The sequence below is a fragment of the Microbacterium sp. genome, from assembly GCF_017305435.1.
Classification (GTDB): domain Bacteria; phylum Actinomycetota; class Actinomycetes; order Actinomycetales; family Microbacteriaceae; genus Microbacterium.
Genome location: NZ_JAFKIP010000004.1, coordinates 69,504 through 89,236, shown reverse-complemented (window position 1 = coordinate 89,236; position 19,733 = coordinate 69,504). Strand labels below are relative to the sequence as shown.

The following is a 19,733-nucleotide window of genomic DNA, read 5'->3' as shown; positions in this document are numbered from 1 at the left end:
GATCGTCGCGGCGCTCACCCGTGCCGGCGGACGCCCGCGACGACCGTCTCGACGATACGGGCGCTCAGCAGCGCCGTCGGTGCGGCCTCGAACACGTCGGTGTCGACGACGGCGAAGTCGGCCGCGCAGCCGGGCGCGATCCGTCCGCGCCAGCCTCCGTCGCCGACGGATGCCGCGGCATCGCGCGTCGCGTGCCCGAGCGCGCGCTCGAGCGGCAGCGCGTACTGCGGGTGCGTCGCCGGCACGACGGGGTCGAGCGCCGACGCCCGCGTGGTCGCGACGTACATATTGGCGAGCGCGTCGTGCGGCGCCGTGGGCGCGTCGGTCGAGAACGCGAGCAGCGCGCCGGCATCCTCGTACTCCGGCCAGGGGAACGCGCGCTCGACGCGTGCGTCGCCGAGCATCTCGGCCCAGTTGGCGAAGATGGCCGGGTCCGCGTGGACGGGCTGCATGGATGCCGTCACCCCGAGTCGCGCCATCCGCTCGGCGGTGCCGGGGGCGGCGTACTCGAGGTGCTCGATCCGGTGTCGGCGCGGGATCTCGCCGTTGGCGGCGACGGCCTGTTCCAGCGCGTCGAGCGCGATCTGACTCGCGAGGTCGCCGATCGCGTGCTGCGCGATCTGCAGCCCCGCGGCATCCGCCGCATCGACGACCGGCTGCAGCTGCGCCGGCGACCAGATCGGCTCGGCGTTCGAACCGTCCGCGTAGGGATGCCGCATCGCCGCCGTGCACGCGTCGATGACGCCGTCGAGGATCAGCTTGATGCCCACGACGCGCAGCCACGGGCTCGACGGCGCCGCGGCGAGGTCGACCGCCCGCTGCACCTGCGCGAGGTTCTGCGTGTCGTCGCCCGTGTTCGTGATGAGCCAGTGCGCCGCGACGCGCAGCGGCAGCGCTCCCCCGCGCCGCGCGGCAGCGCGCTCGAGGGCGGCGAGCCCGTACTCGTCGAAGGCCATGTCGACGACGGCCGTCACCCCCGCGGCCAGGTATGTCTCGATCGCGCGCTCGACGTCGGCGTCGCGATCGGCGTCGGTCGCGGCGGCGTCGCGCTGCGCCCATGCGTACTGCACGGCCGCGGTCTCCCACAGCATGCCGTTCGGCTCACCGTGCGCGTCGCGGCCGATCGACCCGCCAATGGGGTCGGGCGTGTCTCGCGTGATGCCGAGCTCGGCCAGGGCCGCCGAGTTCACCCACGTCGAGTGCAGGTCGTTCGCGTCGAGATACACGGGGACGTCCGCGACGACGGCGTCGATCATCGCCGCGGTGGGGCGGCCGCCGGGGATCGAGTCGAACAGCCAGCCGCGGCCGCGGAGTGTCGGCGCCTCCGGGTCGGCGGCGCGGGCCGCGGCCAGTCGCGCCTGGATCTCGTCGAGCGAACGCGCGTCCGTCAACGGCACCTGCCCGAGCGCGGCGCCCATGTGCAGCAGGTGGGTGTGCGCGTCGGTCACGCCCGGCAGCACGAGCCGGCCACCGAGTTCGATCGTCTCCGCGGCGGCGGGGACATCGGCATCCGCACCGACGAACCCGAACCCGTCCCCCTCCACGGTGAACGCGGTCGCCCACGCGCGCGCCGGGTCGGTCTCGGCGGTGAAGATGCGGCCGTTGACGTACGCGCGGGTCATGCGCGGCTCCTTTCGTCGAGGGCGGAGGCGCCGACGACGGCGCCGTCCCTGGCGTCTCGGGCATCGGGGCGTCCACCGGCTCCGAGCGGCGTGCGCAGGAGCACGGCGTAGCCGACGCTGGCGACCAGCATGCCCGCCGGGACCGACACGTCGACACCCCCGAGGGCGGCGGCGACGGGACCGACCCAGATGTCCGTCGACAGGCACATGAGTGTGACGAACGCGCCGATCAGCAGCGCGCCGACGCCGGGGACGCTCCATCCGCCGGTGTACCAGAACCGGCCGCCCGCGCGCTCATCGAAGAGGTCCTCGCCGTCGTAGCGGTAGCGCCGCCAGAGGGCATCGACGACGTAGATGGCCATCGCCGGCCCCGACACCACGACGAGGAACTGCAGCATGAGGTTCGCCGCCGCCAGCAGGCTCGAGGTGAGCACGAGGTAGATCGTCAGTGCCGTGCCCACGACGCCGACGATGATCGCGGCGGGGATGCGGCGCAGCGGCAGCCCGATCGCCTGCAGAGCCATCGACGAGGTGTACGCCGTCATCGCGTTGAGCGCGATCGTGTTGACGACGACGCCCAGCACGAGAACGGGGCCGAGCCACACCGGGAGGAGGTCGAACAGGATCGCGTCGATGCCGGCGTCGAACCCGCTCTTCACGCCCGTCGCGAGCAGCGCACCCACCGACGTGAACACGATGGACGGGATGGCACCGCCGAGACCCGTCGCCCACGCGATGTGCGCCGGCTTGATCGAACGCGGCAGGTAGCGCGCGATGTCGGGGCTGTTGATGAACGACAGCGGCGTCGAGGCGAGGATCGTGAAGCCGATCGACAGGGCGGAGAGCAGCGCGAGGCCGCTGAGGGGCTCGGGTGCGCGGTAGCTCCAGTCCGCCGTCGGCAGGACGAACGCGGCGACGAGCACGAAGATGACGAACAGCACCGCCGACATGGCCGGGTACGCCCGGAGGATCAGGCCGTGCCCGAAGATCGCGACGAGGATCGTGACGGCCGAGACGACGAGGGTCACCCCGATCGGCGCCCACACGGGGTCGGTCAGCCCCAACCGGCCCAGCAGATCCGCGCCCATGAACGACGACGCGAGCCAGGTGAGCGAGAGGAACACGGCGCCGATGAACCAGCCGACGAACGCGACGAACAGCCGGTTACCGATGATGCCGTACATCGCTCGCGTCACGACCGAGCCGCTCGTGCCGGCGGCGGGTCCGCTGGCGGCGATCAGACCGGGGAAGACCCAGAGGAGGGATGCCACCAGGATCACCGCGATCGCCTGCCACAGCTCGAGGCCCAGCAGGATCATGGTCGCGCCGATCGTGAAGTTCAGGATGCTGACGCTCGGCGCCGCCCAGATGAGGAACAGGTCGCGGGCGCGACCATGCCGCTCGGCGTCGGAGATGAGCTCGATCCCCCGAGTCTCGGGGCGGGACGCGGTGTCGACGAATGCGGCATCCTGCGCGGGTGTGCCTGACATGGGCTTCCTCTCGGACCGAGCCACGGTGCTCGGCGACGGTCATTCGTATTGGTCGCATGACCAATGGACTATTGGTCACACATTCAATAACATGGCGGGCGTGACGTCAAGCATTTCTTCCGAAGCCGTTCCACGGGTGCGCAAACGCCCCGAAGAGCGCCGCGCCGAGATCCTCGACGCCGCCGCCGCGATCGCGATCGACGAGGGGCTCGAGCGCATCACGTTGCGGTCGGTCGCCGAGCGACTCGGCGTGCGGCCCGGGCTGATCACCCACTACTTCCCCGCCGCAGAGGACCTGGTCATCGAAGCGTTCGTCCAGGCGGCCGTGCGCGAACGCGACCACTTCTTCCCCGCCGACGGCACGCCCCTCGCGCGCCTGCGCCATTTCGTGGACCATCTGCGCAGCGGCGCGTCGGCGCCCCTGGCGCGCATGTGGCTGAATGCGCGGCATCTCTCCCGCTTCTCCCCCACGCTCGGTGCGGCCCTCGACGAGCAGGACCGTCTCGACCGGACGGCCCTCATCGGCATCGTGCAGGCGGGCATCGACGCGGGCGTCTTCGCCGACGTCGACGCGGAGGCCGCGTGCACCCGCATCCTGCTCGCCGTCGACGGCAGCGGTTCGTATGCCAACAGCGCGGGCGCACTCGACGACCCGGTCCACGCGCGCTTCGTCGCCGACGTCACGGAGTGGACATTGGGACTGGAGCGCGGATCGCTCGGCTGAGCGCGGAGACGGCGAATTGACCCGGGGCGGGCGGAAGCGCGGCCGCGGCGTGCCGCGCAGACTGGAGCCGTGGCATCCGTTCCCGTCTACTACTATTCGTCGGTGTCGAACCTGACGGGGCGCTTCGCCGAGCACCTCTCCGCTGCGACGGGGCGGGAAACGCACAATCTGGCGGATGCCGCGGTGCGCCGCCGCGAGCTGGAGACGCCCTGGGTGCTCCTCACCCCCTCGTACAAGGCCGGCAACGCCGACGAAGTGACACTCCCGGCTCCCGTGAAGGCGTTCCTGCGCTCCCCCGCGAACCGGCGCCGGCTCGTCGGGATCATCGGCTCGGGCAACCGCAACTTCGGCGCGTACTACCAGGCCGCCGCGCGCGAGCTCGCCGCGGCATCCGGCCGTCCGGTGCTCTTCGAATTCGAGCTGTCGGGCACGCCCGAGGACGTCGAAACATGCGCGCGGATCCTCGACGAGCTGGATGCCGCGCTGTCCCGCGGGCGCTCGACGTCAGGGTGAACTCGTGGACTCAGGGGCGCAACAGCAGCTTGCCGACGCGGCCCGGTGCGAAGTTCTCGCGCGCCGCGACGGCCGCATCGTCGAACGCGTGGACAGCGGCCACCGGGAGCGACAGTGACCCCTCGGCGACGCGCGTGATGATCTCGCCGATCAGCGCCGCCCGCCGGGCGGGGTCCATCGCGGCGCTGACCTTACTGCCCCAGAAGCCCTTGACGGTGAGCTGACCGAAGATGACGGCCCCGGAGGGCAGCTCCATCGTCGGCGATGCCATCGCGCCGAAGACGACGAGCGTGCCGTTCTCGGCGAGGAGCGAGAGGACGTCGCCGCTCGATGACCCTCCGACCGAGTCGACGCCCGCGACGATCGGCGCACCACCGGTGATCTCGAGCGCACGCTCACGCCAGCCGTCCTGATCGGTCGCGACGACGCCGGTGATGCCCGCCGCAGCGAGCTCGTCGACGCCGTCGGCGCGCCGAACGAGACCGAGGACATGGATGCCACGCGCCGCGGCCAGCTGCGCGACGAGGCGGCCGACCGCGCCGTTCGCGGTGTTCTGCGCGATCCACTGCCCCGGCTCGACATCGAGGTACTCGAGGAGGCTGAGGGCGCTGAAGGGCATCGACACGAGCTGAGCGGCGGCCTCGTCGGCGATGCCGTCCGGCACGGGGATGAGCGCGGCGGCAGGAGCGACGAAGTACTCGGCCCACACGCCGAAGGTTCCGCCCGTGACGACGCGCTGGCCGGGCTGCAACGTCGTGACGCCTTCGCCGACGGCATCCACGACGCCGAGCGCCTCCGTGCCGGAGCGTGCCGGCAGCTCGGGCTTGTAGCCGTACGTGCCGCGAATCGTCCACAGGTCGTGGTTGTGGATCGGAGCGAGGAGGGTGCGGACCCGCACCTGGCCCGGTCCGGGCTCGGGGGTGTCGACCTCCGCGACGCGGAGGACGTCGGCGGGGTCGCCGAAGGTGTCGTGGACGAGCGCGCGCATGCGTGTCTACTTTCTGGTGTCTCTGATGGAGGGAGAGCGGGGCCCGCTCAGACGAGCAGGCCGATGACGATCGCGACGACGGCGAGGAGCGGCAGGAAGCCCTGCGTCACCGCGGCGCGCCGCTTGTCGGGCGACGAGAGGAGGAGCACCAGCGCGGCGGCGAGCATCGAACCCGTTCCGGTGAGCACGAGCGTCAGGCCGACGGCCGAGGCACCGGCGATCGTTACGACGATGCCCAGGATCGCCGCGATCGCGAGGAAGAGGTTGTAGAACCCCTGATTGAACGCGAAGCCGCGCGTCGCCTCGCGCTCCGTGTCGGGGACGCCGAAGGTCTTGCGGGCCTGGGGGCCGTCCCACGCGAGCGACTCCATCCAGAAGATGTAGACGTGCAGCAGCGCGGCGAGCGCGGCGAAGACGAGTCCGGCGATGATCATGAGGGCTCCTCGGTCGGGGATGCCGGTTAGTGAACCGACCGTTCCAATATATACTGGAACGGTCATTACGCAAACCGGAGGCAGACATGGGCCGCACACGCAGCTTCGACGAGACGGATGCCGCGCGCGCCGCCCTCGGCGTGTTCTGGGACCGGGGGTTCGAGGCGACCGCCGTGCCCGAGCTCGAGGAGGCGACGGGTCTCAGCCGCTCGAGCATTTACCACAGCTTCGGCAGCAAGCGCGGGCTGTTCGACGCCGCTGTGGACGCCTACCTCACCGAGGTGGTGCGCCCGCGCTTAGCGCCACTGCAGACGGATAATGTCGCGCCCGGAGCGCTCGTCGATTACCTGACCGGCCTGCGCGCAGCGATGGCCGACCCCGCACTGCCGCTGGCCTCGAACGGATGCCTCCTGCTGAACACCGCGACGACGTCGGTCGCCGACGACGAGACGGCGCGCGCGGTCGTGCGTGCGTACCGTCTCGAGCTCTCGTCGGCGATAGCGAAGGGTATGGCCGCCGCGCATCCCGATCTCGACGCGGCGGCCTCTCAGCGCACCGCCAGCGCCTGCACGGCGTACGTCATCGCCGCGATGACGGTCGTGCGCGTCGACCCCGATGCGGCACTGTCCTACCTCGACGACGCGATCGGATTGGCGGCCGAAGCGGCATCCCACGCGAACTGAGAACCGGCTACGCGCGGCCGAGGTCTTCGAGCAGGTCGACCGCGGCACGCGCGTAATCGCTGATCCAGCGATCGTGGATGCGTTTGATCGGCAGCGGCGCGAGAGACAAGTGCCGTTCGCGACCGACTTTGCGGCCGGTGAGGAGCTCTGCCCTCTCCAGTACGCGCAGATGCTGCAGCACCGTCGTCCGGTCGAGCTCCGGCAGCAGCGCGCACAGCGACCCCGTGGTGTGCGTCGACTGCTTGAGGGCGTCGAGCAGACGGCGACGCACGGGCGACGCCAGCGCCATGAACACGCGATCGTCGTCGGTGATCTGGTCAGCCCGGATTGACATGTGATAAAAATACAACATGACTGATGCATCGCCGCTCGACACGCTGTCCTTCACCGTCTCCGGGCGCGTCTCACGTCCGCGCGCGGAGGTCTACGAGGCCGTGGCGGATCCCGCCCGGCTCTCGAGCTACTTCACGACCGGCGGCGCGCACGGGCGCCTCGTTTCCGGAGCCGACGTGACGTGGGAGTTCCACGACTTCCCCGGCATCCTTCCCGTCACCGTCGTGGAGGCGAATCCTCCTCGAAGAATCGTCATCGAGTGGGACGGCGTCGCCACCACCGGCGAGAAGGGCGCGACGAGGGTGACGTTCTCGTTCGACCCGATCGACGGCGACACCCGGACCCTCGTGACGATCACCGAGTCCTCCTGGCTCGTGACCGACGAAGGCGCCGCACACGCGTTCGGCAACTGCGAAGGCTGGACCGGCATGCTCGCCGCCCTCAAGGCGTGGGTCGAGCACGGCATCAACCTCCGCGAGGGCTTCTACAAGTAGAGACTCACGATCCCCCTGAGCCGCCGAGCGCGGCCAGGGGGATCATCTGCGCGCCGTCAGCGCGTGCGTGAGCGGAGAATCGATGTTGCGGTGAGCGCGACCCGATGATCGTGATCGGCGGTCAGCTCTGCCAGGACTGCGTCGGCCGCGGGCGAAGGGATGTCGGCGAGTGTCGCGGTGAGGCGCAGGCGCTCCGCAGCGCCGCTGGCCGAGAACGCGGCACCGATGAGCCGTAGGATGCCGTCTTCGTTGCTCGGCTGCGCAGCGAGGGCCGCGAGCATGTCCGACGCTTCGACATCGCGATGGCCCGCCGCGACGAGTTCGAACAGGGCCGGGATCGCGTCCGCTTCCCCCCGTTGTCCGCGGGCGAGTGCGGCGTGTCCGCGGACGACGACGTCCGGGTGGCGGATGCACTCCGCGAGAGCGTGGGATGCCTCGGGCGTCCGCATGCGACTGAGGATCTCTGCCGCGCGGTGCCGAAGATGGTCTTCGGGTGATTCCAGTGCGCCGATGATCAGCGGGAGGGCGGAGTGTCCGATGCGTGCGATCGACCAGTCCAGGGCACCGGCCGCGTTGGGGTCGGTCTCGGTCAATGCGGCATCCACGATCGAGCGGATGTCTCGCTGCTCGCTGGTTCCGAGCGAGAGGGCGAGACGTTGGCGCTCAGAGGCGTCGTCCGCGTCGAAGCCGCGCATCAGGGCGATCGTGCGGAGCACGTCGCGCCAGTCGGTGGGTTCGCTCGAGCGGACGCGGACCAGGTCGTCCACACGCGGCGCGGCCAGGAGCGCGACAGCCTTTCGCGCCTCGGCGATGGCGGCGTCGAAGCCTTCCTCGGGGTCGGCCATGATCCGCTCGGTCGCGATCGCGTGCAGTCGGGCTGCGTCCTCGCCGTGGGCCTTCGCACGCTCGACGACCGGTGCCGCGGCGGGTCCGATGTCTGCGAACGCGCGACTGAGACTCAACTGCACGTCGCGATCACCGCGCCCGAACTGCGTGGCCAGGATCTCCGCGAGCGGCACCTCCTGGCCTTCCGGCACCAGGCCGGCGGCCGCTCGCCAGGCCGTGCGGGCGACGTCGTCATTCTCGTCGTGCAGCAGTTCTGCGGTGATCGCCGGCCACGTGTCGGGGTCGGCGATCTTCGACAGTGTGTGCAACGCCTGGCTCCGCGCCTGCGGGACGTTGGATGCCAGTTCCGTGAGCACCCGGCGAGTGACCTCTGCGCGATCATGACGAATCAGCGCCCACGTAAGCATGTCGCGCACGTAGAAGTCCGGTTCGATCGCGCAGCGCGCAACGAGCACCTCAATGAACGCGGGATCGGGATGGGTTCCTGCGGAGAGTGCTGCCTGCAGCCGGGCGGACGAGGCGTCGGCTGCGAGCGCCTCCCGGAGTTTGGCATCCGCACCGGACTTCTTCTCTGTCTGGGTCATCATGACCACCTCCTGCACTCAGCAAAACCCTGTCACGGTGCGAAGGTCAAACGAAGTGCGAAGTGAGCCCCCGATGCCCGCCGCTCTCGTCGAATCGGTGTCGCTAACCCGCACCCGCGACGCATGCGACAGCGCACACGCTCGTGAGGGTGCGGGCGACGTTCCACCGATTCCACCTCACCTCGAAGGCGGCCAGGTGGCTCCACGCGCCCGACGGCAGATCCTCAGCTCTACCGGGGCGTTCCGGTCGGGATGACAGGATTCTAACTTGCGACCGCTTGACCCCGGGCATCATGATGATCCATGTTAGACCTCTTGACCAGGGATTTTGCGTTTCAGGAATGCACTCTACTCGTCACGTTTTCCGACAGGCCCGTTCGCGAGTTGCCTGGGGGGTGATGCCGTGCCGGACGGCTGCAGCTATCTCGACATCGGCGATGTTGCCTGGTGGGCGAGCTGCCCGTCGGTAGCGATTGCCGTCGGGGTGGTCGGCCTCTGAGAGGAGTCTCTCTGGCGGGATCACGTCGAGTGTCTCACTTCGTCGAACTGACATATTCATCGGAGTCACCGCCAGAAGGAGCACCTCCTTCGCGGCCCTGAGTCGACGACTCGGCACTGCGTCGACGACACTTCGCGGACATGTGTCCATAAGTTCTGTTAGTGTTGAGGCAATGAGACCCACCAGCGTGATGTTCGAACCCCGCATGGGTCGCGCGGCGACGGAGATGGATCCACGAACGAGGCGAATGATGGCGCGCCTTTTCAGCGCGGCCGCCGACCTGGCCACATCGAGCCGGAAGCCCTTCACCGTTCGCACACTGGTGGAGGCAGCAGGCGTGAGCCGAAGCGCCTTCTACACGCATTTCACAGATCTCGACGACTTCGCCTCGGCCTTCCTCGCGCAGAACCTGTCCGAGATCCGCACGACCATCACCACCGGTTCCGAACCCTCGTCGCGAGAGGCGATTGCCCGCGGTGGATACGAGCTTCTCGTCGGCCACCTCGTCGCACACTTCGAGATGTATCGATCGGCTTTGGCCATCGACGCAATGCGAGCCGCATACGAGAGATTCGTTGCGTCGTACGCGATCGAGGTGTTCGAAAGCGCGGTGGCAGGCACCCGGAACGACGCATCGGTGAATCCTCGTGTCACCGCGATCCATACCGCGGGAGGCGTCGCGTCGGTGCTTGTCGCGTGGCTCCTTGGGACGATCGACCTCAGTGACGATGAGATCGTCGATCAACTCGTCGCCCTCACTCCCCGCTGGTTGGCGACTCCGCCTGCCGCTCCACATGAAGTACAGAAGGAAACTCCATGATGAACGTCACCATCGGCGACACGCTCGTCTACCCGCATCATGGCGCTGTGACCGTGACTGATCTCCGCCCGCGCAGCGTCCGAGGAACCGATGAGTTGTATGCGACGATGCGGGTGCACACGACGGAGCTGACCATCCAGCTCCCGCTGTCCAAGTTCGAATACGTCGGCGTACGCAACGTCATCGATGGCGACGAGTTCAACCGCGTCCTCGCGGTCCTGCGGGAGCCTCTTGTGGAAGAGTTCAGCAACTGGTCTCGCCGGTTCAAGGCCAACCAGGAGAAGATGGCCGGTGGCGATATCTATCGGATCTCGGAGGTCGTCCGCGACCTGTGGCGACGGGACGCAACGGGCGGAGTGTCTGCCGGTGAGAAGAGGATGCTCCAGAAGGCGAGGATCATCCTCGAGTCGGAGCTTGCGCTCACTCTCGCCTGCACGCCGGAACGCGCAGCCGCTGTCGTCGACACGACGCTCAGCGAAGAGGTCGCTGCTTAGTCATCGACTCCCCCACCTCGATGAAGGTGACTCGATGAAGCGGAGATCTGCCCAGAGCGCCCGCTGGCGAACGCAGCCCGCGCCGCGCGACCGCTTCTTCCATACGCAGCTGGCCGATCGCCATCTCGCTCATGAGAGCAGCACTCCTCCCTCGTCCACGTCGACCATCGGGCCCGTCGCAGGCGACGTCCTCCGCGCGCTCGCGAAGCCACCTTGGCCGAGACCGGTGCCCGGTCTGCCTTCTATTTCCTGCATGCTCGTCGACTTCTCTGTCTCACGTGCTGATGCAGACTGGCCCCAAGGGAGCGCGTGATCATCCGAACCGGGGCTCGCCCCGTCGACGGCGCTCATCGAGCGTCTTCTCGTGCAATTCACGCGCAGACGTGATCAGCATCACGCCGTCTTCACCCCACAGCAGGCGCATGAAGTACCGCTCGATGGGTCCCCGCTGAAGAATCCATGCGACCGGGCGGATGAGCACGCGCGCACGGAGCGCGCCGCGGTCCGCTCTCTCGCTCAGTCCATGCCCCCGGCGGGTCTTGCTCGGAAGCGCTCCCAGCACCGGCTTACCGAGCAGCCCGTTGATGAGCCCGAAGATGGCGAGGATCTTGAAGTGCGAGCTGTTGATGTTCTTCTTCGACGACTCTCGCAGCAGCGTCTCGTAGTTCTGGCCGTCCTCCGGACGGATCGAGATGGTGGGAGTGTGGCCGAAGTACTCGTCGTACGTCTCATACAGCGCTGCGAGCTCCTCCATCGTCGAAGGAATCTCCTCCTCCGGCGCACCGTGCAGCCGGAGGTAGGCCGCCATCTCCCGCACGAACTGGTCGCGCACGTCATCTGGCAGACGCTTCGGCGAGCCGAACATCCCCTGAAACGCGAACGACTCATAGGCGCGCAGCATGGGATGGAGCTCAGTGATCCCCGCCCACATCGACTCCCGAGGAGAGCTGGCGAGGTATCCGCCAAGCTCCGGCGTCCCACTGTCGATGATCTCGCCCGTGACGTGCGAGTGGATCTTGTGCAGATGCCCGGCCATGCGCTCCGCCGTCTCCGTGTCGCCCAGCCACATCGGGAGGTGCATGGCGGCGCCGCGCTGCAGCCGCTCGAAAGCGTCGAAAATGGTGAACTCGCCCTTGGCCGCCTTGCGCACGATCGGCTCACCATCACGAATGCCCGCCTTGATCGGCTTGTACACATCCTGCGACAGCTGCTGCGCGGCGTGATGGAAGAAGATCGTCGACGGGTGGAGGATCAGCTCCCACATCACGCTGCCCGGCCCGAAGATGCCGTAGTCGGGTGTGCCCTCACGCAAGCTTCCGCCTGCGGGCACGGGCGCGCCGAATCGCCGCCAACGGCGTTCGCTGCCCATCAGATTCTCGCGAGTGATCTTCTGCTCGGGGGTGATTCGTGCGCGAGCGGGAGCGCTAGATGTCATCATGACCTCCTCGTCATTAATTCACGAGCGTGAATATCGTAAATGTAGCAGACGTCCGCGACATCCACAGAAAGTGAATCGACGCGTCGCCGAGCCACACCGGCGACCACCCGCGCACGTCCGGACGTCCGCGTGGCGTCGGCCCGGGCATCACAACGAGAACGACGTGCCGGTGAGCCAGATCGTCGTTGCGGGTGGCACGTGAAGGAGGCCTGCGACCTCATCGCCGGGCCCGGCCGCTGGCGCATCGGAACGCACGCGCACCCGGAGCCGACCCCATCGCGCAGGGATCTCCCACCGGACCGGGTCCCCGGTCAGGTTGACCGCGGCGACCACGACGATCTCTCCGTCGTGACGGGCGAAAACGAGCGGCGCGCCGTCCGCGTTGCGCGCGTGCAGTACGGTCGCGGGGTCGTCAGCCCACATCGCGGGGATGCTGACGTAGGCCGCATTGAGCTCTCGGACGAATCGCGCCGTGTCAGCGTGGGCGCCTTCCGAGAGTGGCCAGTCCAAGGACCTCGCCTCACTCCACTCGTCGGATTGGCCGTACTCCTGTCCCATGAAGAGCAGTTTCTTTCCCGGATGCGCCCACACATAGGCGAGGTAGGCGCGCAGCAACCGATGCCCGTCGGGAGTATCCCCACCGGCGCGCCCGAGCAGAGAGCCCTTGCCGTGCGTCACCTCGTCGTGACTGAGCGCGAGCACATCCCTCTCCTCGCTCGGGGAGTTCAGCACTCGGTCGAGATCGCTCCCGGATGCTCGCCCCTGCGCCGTTGCAGCCAGCGCACGAAGGGAGTCGTTCATCCAGCCCATGTTCCATTTCAGGTCGAACCCCAGGCCGCCTTCTCCGAGCGGACGAGTGACCCCCCAGTAGGAACTCGAGTCCTCCGCGATCAGGAGGACCTCGGGGTGATCCAGATGCACGGCCTCCGTCAACTCCGCCAAGAAGGCGATGCCTTCGAGGTGACGTCGGTCGCCCAGCGCGTTGTTCTGCCACTTCCCCGGCTCTCGGCCGAAGTCACGGAACAGCATGGAAGCGACCGCGTCCACACGTATGCCGTCCACGTGGAACTCCTCGACCCAATAGAGCGCGTTCGAGACGAGGAAGTCGCGCACCCAAGGGCTCCCGTAGTCGAAGACCAGGGTGCCCCACTCCGGCATCGCGCCGCGCTGCGGGTCCGGGTGCTCGAACACAGGCGAACCGTCGAAGCTCGCGAGCGCGAACGCGTCCCGCGGGAAGTGCCCTGGCACCCAATCCATGATCACGCCGATCTGCGCGGCATGAAGGGCATCGATGAGAGATCGAAGATCGTCGGGCTTTCCGTACCGACTGGTCGGCGCGAAGTAGCCCGTGACCTGATAGCCCCACGATGGGCCAAAGGGGTGCTCGGCGAGCGGGAGGAACTCCACGTGGGTGAACCCGTGCGCCGCGAGGTAGGGAATGAGCTGTTCGATGAGGTCTTGATATCCGAGACCCTGGCGCCATGAGCCCACATGCATCTCGTAGATGCTGATCGGCCTGTTCCGATGTGCCTTCGCTCGTTGCTCAGCGCGCCAATGGTCATCCGTCCATCGAAATGAGGTCGACCCGGCCACGATGGACGAGGTCGAAGGCGGCCGCTCCGATTCTCGGGCGAAGGGATCTGACTTCTGCTGCCACCTGCCACCGGCGGACTGGATGTCGAATCGATACAGATCACCCGCACGCGCCGAGGCGACGACACCCTCCCAGACTCCCGTGTCCTCCATCTGCGTCAGAGACGCATCACGGCCCGTCCAATCGTTGAAGCCGCCCAATACTCGCACCGCCCGCGCGTTCGGTGCCCAGACGCGAAACCGAACTCCTTCGCCAGGGTCGTCGAGGTGCGCGCCGAAGACGTTCCACAGTCGCGCGGCGGCATGCTCTGCGCGCCGCCACGGTCGGCTAACTCTCTCGACGACCACAGTGCACCAATTTGCCCGAGTCCGGCGGGCACGGTGCCGGTGTGGTCGACGCCTGCTTCAGAGCGTCGATGGGCACTCATCCTCCAACCATGCGCCGGCGGTCAGTCGCCCGAGTCGTCTGCGCCTGCGCTCGCCGCGCCTGAGGCGAGCTCCGCGTCGGCGCCCTTGATCAACAGGTCGAGGACGTGGTTCAACTGGCTGACCCCGTAGGTATCGAAAGGGTTGCGGCTGACACGATCGAGGTGCGGAAATGCGTCGTGACCTCGGGCACCCAGCGCAGTCTGCGTCTGCTCGGGACGGCGCATCTCGAGGCCTTCGGTGGTCTCGATCCGATCTCGCATCCACCCTCGTGCCGCGTATCCGAGTGCGACGAGGAAGCGTACCGCGGCCTCATCGTTGAAACCTCCGGCAACCAGTCGGCCGAGCAGGGCCTCGGTGGCGCGAAGGAATCGCGTCTCCTGTCCGACATCCGTCAGATGACGAACCAGCGGGCCGGCAGCTCCGAGCGCCTGCGCGTAGGCCCAGGCATACATCCGGCTGGCCGAACGCCAGTCCTCGTCATCCCGAAACACCACGTCAGCGAATCCGTCTGCGAACGCTGCCTGCGCCACGAGCTGAAGGAGCTGGGGACGGCCCTTCACGTGGTGATTCAACGCCGACCGGTCCACGCCCAAGAGCTGAGCGACGGCCTGCATCGTCATCGCGTCCGGGGAGAGGGTCCGCGCGCTGGCCACAATGGTGCGCACGTCGATCCCGGCCTTTTCGCCGGCACCACGCTTCGGAGAAGACGCGATCCGCACGCTGCTCTCCCCCTCCAACTCCCGCTCTCACCAGTGATGGCGAGATGCTCGCGACTTTAGCATCCCGCCGCTTACTCGCTCCCCTGGCGATCACCGGCCCGCACCCCCTCGTCCGGCGGCGTTCACGCCGTCGCCACCGGAATGCGATGCACGTGCCGTCCGCTCGGATCCCACGGGGACCACCCGGCCTCCGCAGGCGTGTGCTCACGCACGAAGCTCCCCCACAGTTGCATCATCCTCCGCGACATCCGGCCGGTCTCATCGCTCGTGCCGGTGAGCGGAATGCGGTCGACAGTTCCGAAGACATAGGCAAGATCGAGACTGTGGCATGCCCCGAGAAGACCATCCATCACCTCTGTGGTCTGGGTGAACTCGTACACCCAGACGGGTGCGGTCGAGGACACCTGGTCCGCGATGCGGAGGGAGGGCGCCGCGAACGCGTGCGCGCTCAGCGCGCGGGCGAGGACCAGGTGGGCAGGTTCCTCGACAGGCGCGGGCGAGGATGTCGCGGGTACAGCGTCCGGGTTCGAAGGGCCTGACGGGGAGAGGACAGAGGCGAGGCTCTGCGGGTCGAGCTCGGTCGAGAAGAAGGGTTGATCGAGCAACAGCGATGACATGTCGTGCGTGGCCCACCCGATCATCATCGGCGCCGCGCACAGGTCGGGACCCTCGGGAAGATGCTGGGCGTCGAGGGAAGGCCCGTATCCGAACTCGGACATCGCCGGGAAGTCGACGTCTCCTCCGAGGTCCGCCCCGTCTGCCAGCGCAACGCTCTGCGCCTGAATCAGGTCGTCGACGGGAAGCAACGCGAGCTGCGCGACGGGCACAGCCAATGCGTCGAGTGTCCGTGTTGCGATCGCGCGCGCGCGTTGGACGCTCTGCGGACGCTCGGCGGGGCCGCTCATGATGATGGTCGCGGAGAACAGGTCTTGGGCCTCCGGCATCCGGCGGAGCGCTGCGACCTTCCCTCCCCCGCCGGACTGTCCGGCGATGGTGACCTTGGCGGGATCTCCGCCGAGGGCAGCGATGTTGGCACGTACCCATCGGAGCGCTTCGATGATGTCGAGCATTCCGGCGTCGGCGGAGTCTTCGAGCCCGTGGTCGCGCAGATCCAAGAACCCGAGGATGCCGAGCCGATGCGTCACCGTCACGACGATGACACCCTCCGCGGCCGCGAGGAGGTCGCCGTTGAAGGCCATCTCGTTGCCGCTCCCGCTCATGTAGCCTCCGCCATGGAGCCAGACCAGCACTGCGGCACCCTCGACATTCGACGGCGCCCACACATTCAGGCGCAGGCAGTCCTCGGAGGCGGCGGTGCCCTCCAGCGCCCATCCGCCGCGCGGGTAGAGGAGCGAATGGAACTCGATCGCGCGGGGGCTCCAGTGCAGCCGAGCATCGAACTGCGGGCACGAGGGGCCGAAGGACAGGGCCGGCCGGACGCCTTGCCAGGGTTCCACGGGTCGGGGGCGGTGGAAGCGGTGCACGCCCCCGGCGTCTTCGCCGTACGGGACGCCGAGGAAGGAACGGACCCTGCCGTCGTCGAAGCCGCGGATGGTGCCGGCGTGGGTGTCGAGGTCGATATAGGGCATCAACGCACCTTTCGGATGGGGAGGATGAAGAAGGCGGAGAGGAGCGCGGTGACGGCCGAGAAGATGAACAGCGCGGGGAACCCACCGAAGATGCCCAGCAGCAGGGCTGCGACGAAGGGGCCAGCGATCTGGGGACCGCTGGTCGCGACGTTCAGCATTCCGAGATCGCGGGCGGCATCCTCCTGACGAGGCAAGACGAGCGTCATGATCGCTTGATCGACCGCGGTGAAGATACCGAAGAAGAAGCCCAGGAGCGCCCCGTACACGAGCATCCCGAGGAACGTCGGCCAGACGAGAGGGACGATGGCCGCGACGCCCATTCCGACCGACGCGATGACGACGAAGATCTTCCGGCGATTCGCCCTGTCTGAGAGCGGCCCTGCGATCACGGTGCTGATCAGCGAGATCACGAGATTGATCGATCCGAGGACCGCCACCGCCACCGCCGGGTTCTGCTCCGGGAGGTTCTCGACGCCGATGTAGTCGGAGAGTGTGTAGAGCTGGTAGGTGGAGACGGTCCAGAACCCGAGCATGATCGTCACGCGTGCCCAGAAGGCCCATGCCAGGTCGTGATCGCGCAGCCCCGAGAAGAAGCGGCCGACCCGGTGGACGAGGCTTCCCTCGGGGCGAGGCAGCGCCTGCGTTGCCGGGGCGTCCGGTGCGAGGATCACGAAGAGGATCGCGCCGACGACGAGGAGCGAGGCGACCAGCGTGTACGCAAGGATCGGCACGCCGAGGAAGGCCGTCGCGACATTGATGCCGAACAGGACGCCGACGAACGTCGCAACGCCGATGACCGACGACACCAGGCCACGTCGGTTCTCGGGCACTCGATCGGGGATGACCGCCGTGATCGCGGCTTGGAACGCGCTGGCCGTGAGCATGACCCCGATGTATCCGGCACCAACCCAGAAGAGATCGGTCATGTTCGCCATCAACGCCATCGGCACGAGAACGAGGGCCGCGGCGAGGAGTATCCAGGGCGCTCGGCGTCCGAAGCGGCTGCGCGTGCGGTCGGACAGGGCTCCGAAGAGCGGACTGCCCAGTGCGGCCGCCAGCGCACCGAGAGAGGCGAGCAGGCCGAGACTGGCGATCTTCCCCTCCGGATCGATCTCCGCGACCCTGGTCGGAACAAGGATCTGCTGCATGCCCTGGAACACCGCGAACATGCCGGCGTTGGCGAGGAAGAATGTCAGGATGAAGCGGATGCGGACGCGCGTCGTTCCGGCGCCCGCAGGAGCGGCTGCAGGCTGTGGATCGGTGTGTGAAGCAGTCATGTGAGCGACCTCGTTGTCAGATGGGATTACTTTCAAGTTATGAAGATAATGCGTGACCGGTCAGGATCGCAACCATGACGCCAGGGGCGGCCACTCAGCGGAACCTCCTCCGCGTCTTCCGCGCGATCGACGGCGCGGGAGAGATCACCCAGTCGGATCTCGTCGACGCCTCCGGGCTCGCAACCGGCGCCGTGAGCGCGCTGCTCGGACGCCTGATCGACACCGGCCTCGTCGAGGCGGAGAGCCTGCGACCGGGCGGCCGAGGGCGACCTCAACGGCTCCTCAGGCTCGCGGATGCCCGCACTGCCGTTGCCGCCGCCCAGATCAACGGGACGTCGATCGTCATTCACGCCCGTTCCTTGAACGGGGCGGAAGTGGCGCGCGCGACCGTCGCCGTCGACGACCGCGCGATCGCATCAGTGAGCGCGACCATCCGCGACGGGCTGGCGTCCCTTCTCGGCGGCGACCCCGGCGAGCGACTGCTGAGCACCGTCGTCGCCTTCCCCGGCATCGAGGACAGCGGCAGCCTGCGCTCGATGGAGATGAGGTGGGAGGCCGAGCCGGTCGACACACTGCGCGGCGACCTCGCGCACGCGCTCCGCACCGAGGTGCAGGTCGAGAACGACGGCCAGCTCGCGACGCTCGCAGAGTGGACAGCGCAGACCGCCCCCAAAGTCGACAACGTAGCGGTCGTCCTCATCGAGGCGGGGATCGGGGGCGGGATCGTTGCGGGAGGACACCTTCTCCAGCAGCCTCCTTCGTGGCCGGGCCTCGGACACGCCCCGGTGGTTCGTGACGGCGTGCGCTGCCCCTGCGGCAACCGCGGATGCCTCGAGACGGTTGCTTCGCTGGCTGCAATCGCGGCCGGGGCCGGCGCCCCCTCTTGGAGCCCACCGGCGGAGGGCACCGCGGGAGTCGTGGAGAAGATCGTCGTCCGCGCCGCAGACGGCGACCCGGACCTGCTGCGGGGACTTGATCGGGCAGCTGTCGGACTCGGAGCGCTGGCGGATACCGCGGCGGCACTCATCGGCACGGAGCGCATCATCCTGACGGGGACCGGCGCACGGCTGACGCCGTGGCTGACTCCCGAAGTCGTCAGTGGCCGCGCCTCCGCGGTCACGCGAGGGACGTACGGCGCAGACGCCGTCATCGAGGGCGCGCTTCTCCGCGCCCACACCCTGGGACTGTCGGCTGCGATTGCACGCGCCGCCTCAGCCGACTGATCCACCCCGCGGTATGTTCCGCGATTACCCGGTCTTTCCCGAGCCGTTCTGCCCGAAGAGAATTGTCAGTTCGGCATCGAAAGGGTGACGGCCTCGGCGGATTGCCGGTGCCGACTTGCCCTGCCTCAGTCGTCACCACGGGACCTGACGGACGGCGGCGTTGCACTCTCGGTGCGCATCGCGGGTTCGAGCCCGGCGCAGCCCGCCCCCCAGAACCTGCCCGGATGGCGCGAGTTCCGCTGCGCGGTCGCCGTCTGAGCCGACCATGCAGACCCACCGAACAGCTTATTTGGGCGCTTTGAGCGCTGCGGTTCGGCAGACGGCGGAGTGAGAGCGTCACGCGGGATCTCGATTGCCTCTTCCGCCTCTTTCTCGTCAGCCTCGTCCTCACGATCCGAAGAGCCCTCACTGCTCAGCACCCCGGCAGTTCCCGCGTCGGGCGCTCGACAAGCCAAATGCCACCCCTTGTGTCGCGCAGCAAACCTACGAACTTCATGTTCTTGGTGAAGATGTCCGCGCACGCCTCGGCCTGACCGTCCGCCACGTCGAAGTTGCGCTTGAGTGCGCTCACGAGGAACTGCGTCTCGGGATACTTCTTCCCCGTGTATGCCTCGAAGAGCTTTGTGAAAAGCTCAGGCTTGAGCGCAGTCTTTACGAGCGCTTCATCGTGTTCCTCCTGCGATGTCGGCGAGGGCATCGCGTCTTCAAGTGGCGCCATCGAGAACGCCGATTGGAAGCCACCTCCGGTCAGTCCGTAGGCGCTCGACGCGAACCCCTGCGTCCGCAAACTAGAACCGCCAGGGCTGATGCCGAGCGCAGCAGCCATATCTACCTTGTCGAGCGGCTGGCCACCTGCGCGGGCACAGATATCTCCCCTCGACACGCCATATGACAGCGGCGATGAGAGCGCTCTAATGCTGACGCTCCAGAGTCTCTTCGGA

General features: G+C 68.0%; 19 protein-coding genes. 7 read left to right on the top strand and 12 right to left on the bottom strand.

Annotation, left to right across the window (positions count from 1 at the left end; translation table 11 throughout):
• Positions 1 to 14: 14 nt before the first annotated feature.
• Both J0I43_RS06560 and J0I43_RS06555 read right to left on the bottom strand, forming a co-directional pair.
• Positions 15 to 1,622, bottom strand: coding sequence for an amidohydrolase (locus J0I43_RS06560; RefSeq protein WP_292860876.1), 1,608 nt, complete (start codon positions 1,620 to 1,622; stop codon positions 15 to 17).
• The gene (locus J0I43_RS06555; protein WP_292860873.1) at positions 1,619 to 3,112 is read right to left on the bottom strand and encodes a cytosine permease; all 1,494 of its coding nucleotides are present in this window, start codon (positions 3,110 to 3,112) and stop codon (positions 1,619 to 1,621) included. Before J0I43_RS06555 ends, J0I43_RS06560 begins: the two co-directional genes overlap by 4 nt.
• Before the next feature lie 100 nt (positions 3,113 to 3,212).
• Between J0I43_RS06555 and J0I43_RS06550 the strand changes: the two genes are divergently transcribed.
• Positions 3,213 to 3,836 (top strand): TetR/AcrR family transcriptional regulator, encoded by a 624-nt coding sequence (locus J0I43_RS06550; RefSeq protein ID WP_292860870.1) that lies wholly within the window; start codon positions 3,213 to 3,215, stop codon positions 3,834 to 3,836.
• A gap of 69 nt (positions 3,837 to 3,905) precedes the next feature.
• Positions 3,906 to 4,349, top strand: a complete 444-nt coding sequence (gene nrdI, locus J0I43_RS06545; protein WP_292860867.1) for a class Ib ribonucleoside-diphosphate reductase assembly flavoprotein NrdI — start codon at positions 3,906 to 3,908, stop codon at positions 4,347 to 4,349.
• Positions 4,350 to 4,359: 10 nt separating this feature from the next.
• Here the strand turns inward: nrdI and J0I43_RS06540 are convergent, their stop codons facing one another.
• Positions 4,360 to 5,337, bottom strand: coding sequence for a zinc-binding dehydrogenase (locus J0I43_RS06540; protein ID WP_292860864.1), 978 nt, complete (start codon positions 5,335 to 5,337; stop codon positions 4,360 to 4,362).
• A gap of 47 nt (positions 5,338 to 5,384) precedes the next feature.
• A complete protein-coding gene (locus tag J0I43_RS06535) occupies positions 5,385 to 5,771 on the bottom strand; it encodes a DUF1304 domain-containing protein (protein WP_292861935.1) in 387 nt (128 codons plus the stop codon).
• An 86-nt stretch (positions 5,772 to 5,857) separates the two neighbouring features.
• On the opposite strand from J0I43_RS06535, the gene J0I43_RS06530 reads away from it, so the two are divergent.
• Positions 5,858 to 6,454, top strand: a complete 597-nt coding sequence (locus tag J0I43_RS06530; protein ID WP_292860861.1) for a TetR/AcrR family transcriptional regulator — start codon at positions 5,858 to 5,860, stop codon at positions 6,452 to 6,454.
• 7 nt (positions 6,455 to 6,461) lie between these two features.
• Here J0I43_RS06530 and J0I43_RS06525 read toward each other — a convergent pair whose 3' ends face one another.
• The gene (locus J0I43_RS06525) at positions 6,462 to 6,788 is read right to left on the bottom strand and encodes a helix-turn-helix domain-containing protein (RefSeq protein WP_292860858.1); all 327 of its coding nucleotides are present in this window, start codon (positions 6,786 to 6,788) and stop codon (positions 6,462 to 6,464) included.
• Between the two features lie 16 nt (positions 6,789 to 6,804).
• Between J0I43_RS06525 and J0I43_RS06520 the strand changes: the two genes are divergently transcribed.
• Positions 6,805 to 7,281 (top strand): SRPBCC domain-containing protein, encoded by a 477-nt coding sequence (locus tag J0I43_RS06520; RefSeq protein WP_292860855.1) that lies wholly within the window; start codon positions 6,805 to 6,807, stop codon positions 7,279 to 7,281.
• 56 nt (positions 7,282 to 7,337) lie between these two features.
• On the opposite strand, the gene J0I43_RS06515 is transcribed toward J0I43_RS06520, so the two are convergent.
• Positions 7,338 to 8,714, bottom strand: a complete 1,377-nt coding sequence (locus tag J0I43_RS06515; RefSeq protein ID WP_292860852.1) for a HEAT repeat domain-containing protein — start codon at positions 8,712 to 8,714, stop codon at positions 7,338 to 7,340.
• Between the two features lie 668 nt (positions 8,715 to 9,382).
• Here J0I43_RS06515 and J0I43_RS06510 point away from each other — a divergent pair.
• On the top strand, positions 9,383 to 10,030 hold the full coding sequence (locus J0I43_RS06510; protein WP_292860849.1) for a TetR/AcrR family transcriptional regulator: 648 nt from the start codon (positions 9,383 to 9,385) through the stop codon (positions 10,028 to 10,030).
• Positions 10,030 to 10,524 (top strand): CarD family transcriptional regulator, encoded by a 495-nt coding sequence (locus tag J0I43_RS06505; RefSeq protein ID WP_292861932.1) that lies wholly within the window; start codon positions 10,030 to 10,032, stop codon positions 10,522 to 10,524. Before J0I43_RS06510 ends, J0I43_RS06505 begins: the two co-directional genes overlap by 1 nt.
• A gap of 313 nt (positions 10,525 to 10,837) precedes the next feature.
• On the opposite strand, the gene J0I43_RS06500 is transcribed toward J0I43_RS06505, so the two are convergent.
• From J0I43_RS06500 to J0I43_RS06480, 5 genes are all read right to left on the bottom strand, one after another.
• The gene (locus tag J0I43_RS06500; RefSeq protein ID WP_292860846.1) at positions 10,838 to 11,836 is read right to left on the bottom strand and encodes an oxygenase MpaB family protein; all 999 of its coding nucleotides are present in this window, start codon (positions 11,834 to 11,836) and stop codon (positions 10,838 to 10,840) included.
• Between the two features lie 273 nt (positions 11,837 to 12,109).
• Positions 12,110 to 13,903 carry a 1,4-alpha-glucan branching protein GlgB gene (gene glgB, locus J0I43_RS06495; protein WP_292860843.1) on the bottom strand — a complete coding sequence of 598 codons (1,794 nt, stop codon included), beginning with the start codon at positions 13,901 to 13,903 and terminating at the stop codon, positions 12,110 to 12,112.
• Between the two features lie 101 nt (positions 13,904 to 14,004).
• Positions 14,005 to 14,703 carry a TetR/AcrR family transcriptional regulator C-terminal domain-containing protein gene (locus J0I43_RS06490; protein WP_292860840.1) on the bottom strand — a complete coding sequence of 233 codons (699 nt, stop codon included), beginning with the start codon at positions 14,701 to 14,703 and terminating at the stop codon, positions 14,005 to 14,007.
• Between the two features lie 122 nt (positions 14,704 to 14,825).
• Positions 14,826 to 16,292, bottom strand: a complete 1,467-nt coding sequence (locus tag J0I43_RS06485) for a carboxylesterase family protein (protein WP_292860836.1) — start codon at positions 16,290 to 16,292, stop codon at positions 14,826 to 14,828.
• Positions 16,292 to 17,569 (bottom strand): MFS transporter, encoded by a 1,278-nt coding sequence (locus J0I43_RS06480; protein ID WP_292860834.1) that lies wholly within the window; start codon positions 17,567 to 17,569, stop codon positions 16,292 to 16,294. The genes J0I43_RS06485 and J0I43_RS06480 overlap by 1 nt, the downstream gene beginning before the upstream one ends.
• Positions 17,570 to 17,643: 74 nt before the next feature.
• Between J0I43_RS06480 and J0I43_RS06475 the strand changes: the two genes are divergently transcribed.
• Positions 17,644 to 18,792 carry an ROK family transcriptional regulator gene (locus J0I43_RS06475; protein ID WP_292860831.1) on the top strand — a complete coding sequence of 383 codons (1,149 nt, stop codon included), beginning with the start codon at positions 17,644 to 17,646 and terminating at the stop codon, positions 18,790 to 18,792.
• A 412-nt stretch (positions 18,793 to 19,204) separates the two neighbouring features.
• Here the strand turns inward: J0I43_RS06475 and J0I43_RS06470 are convergent, their stop codons facing one another.
• On the bottom strand, positions 19,205 to 19,618 hold the full coding sequence (locus J0I43_RS06470) for a hypothetical protein (protein ID WP_292860828.1): 414 nt from the start codon (positions 19,616 to 19,618) through the stop codon (positions 19,205 to 19,207).
• Between the last annotated feature and the right edge of the window lie 115 nt (positions 19,619 to 19,733).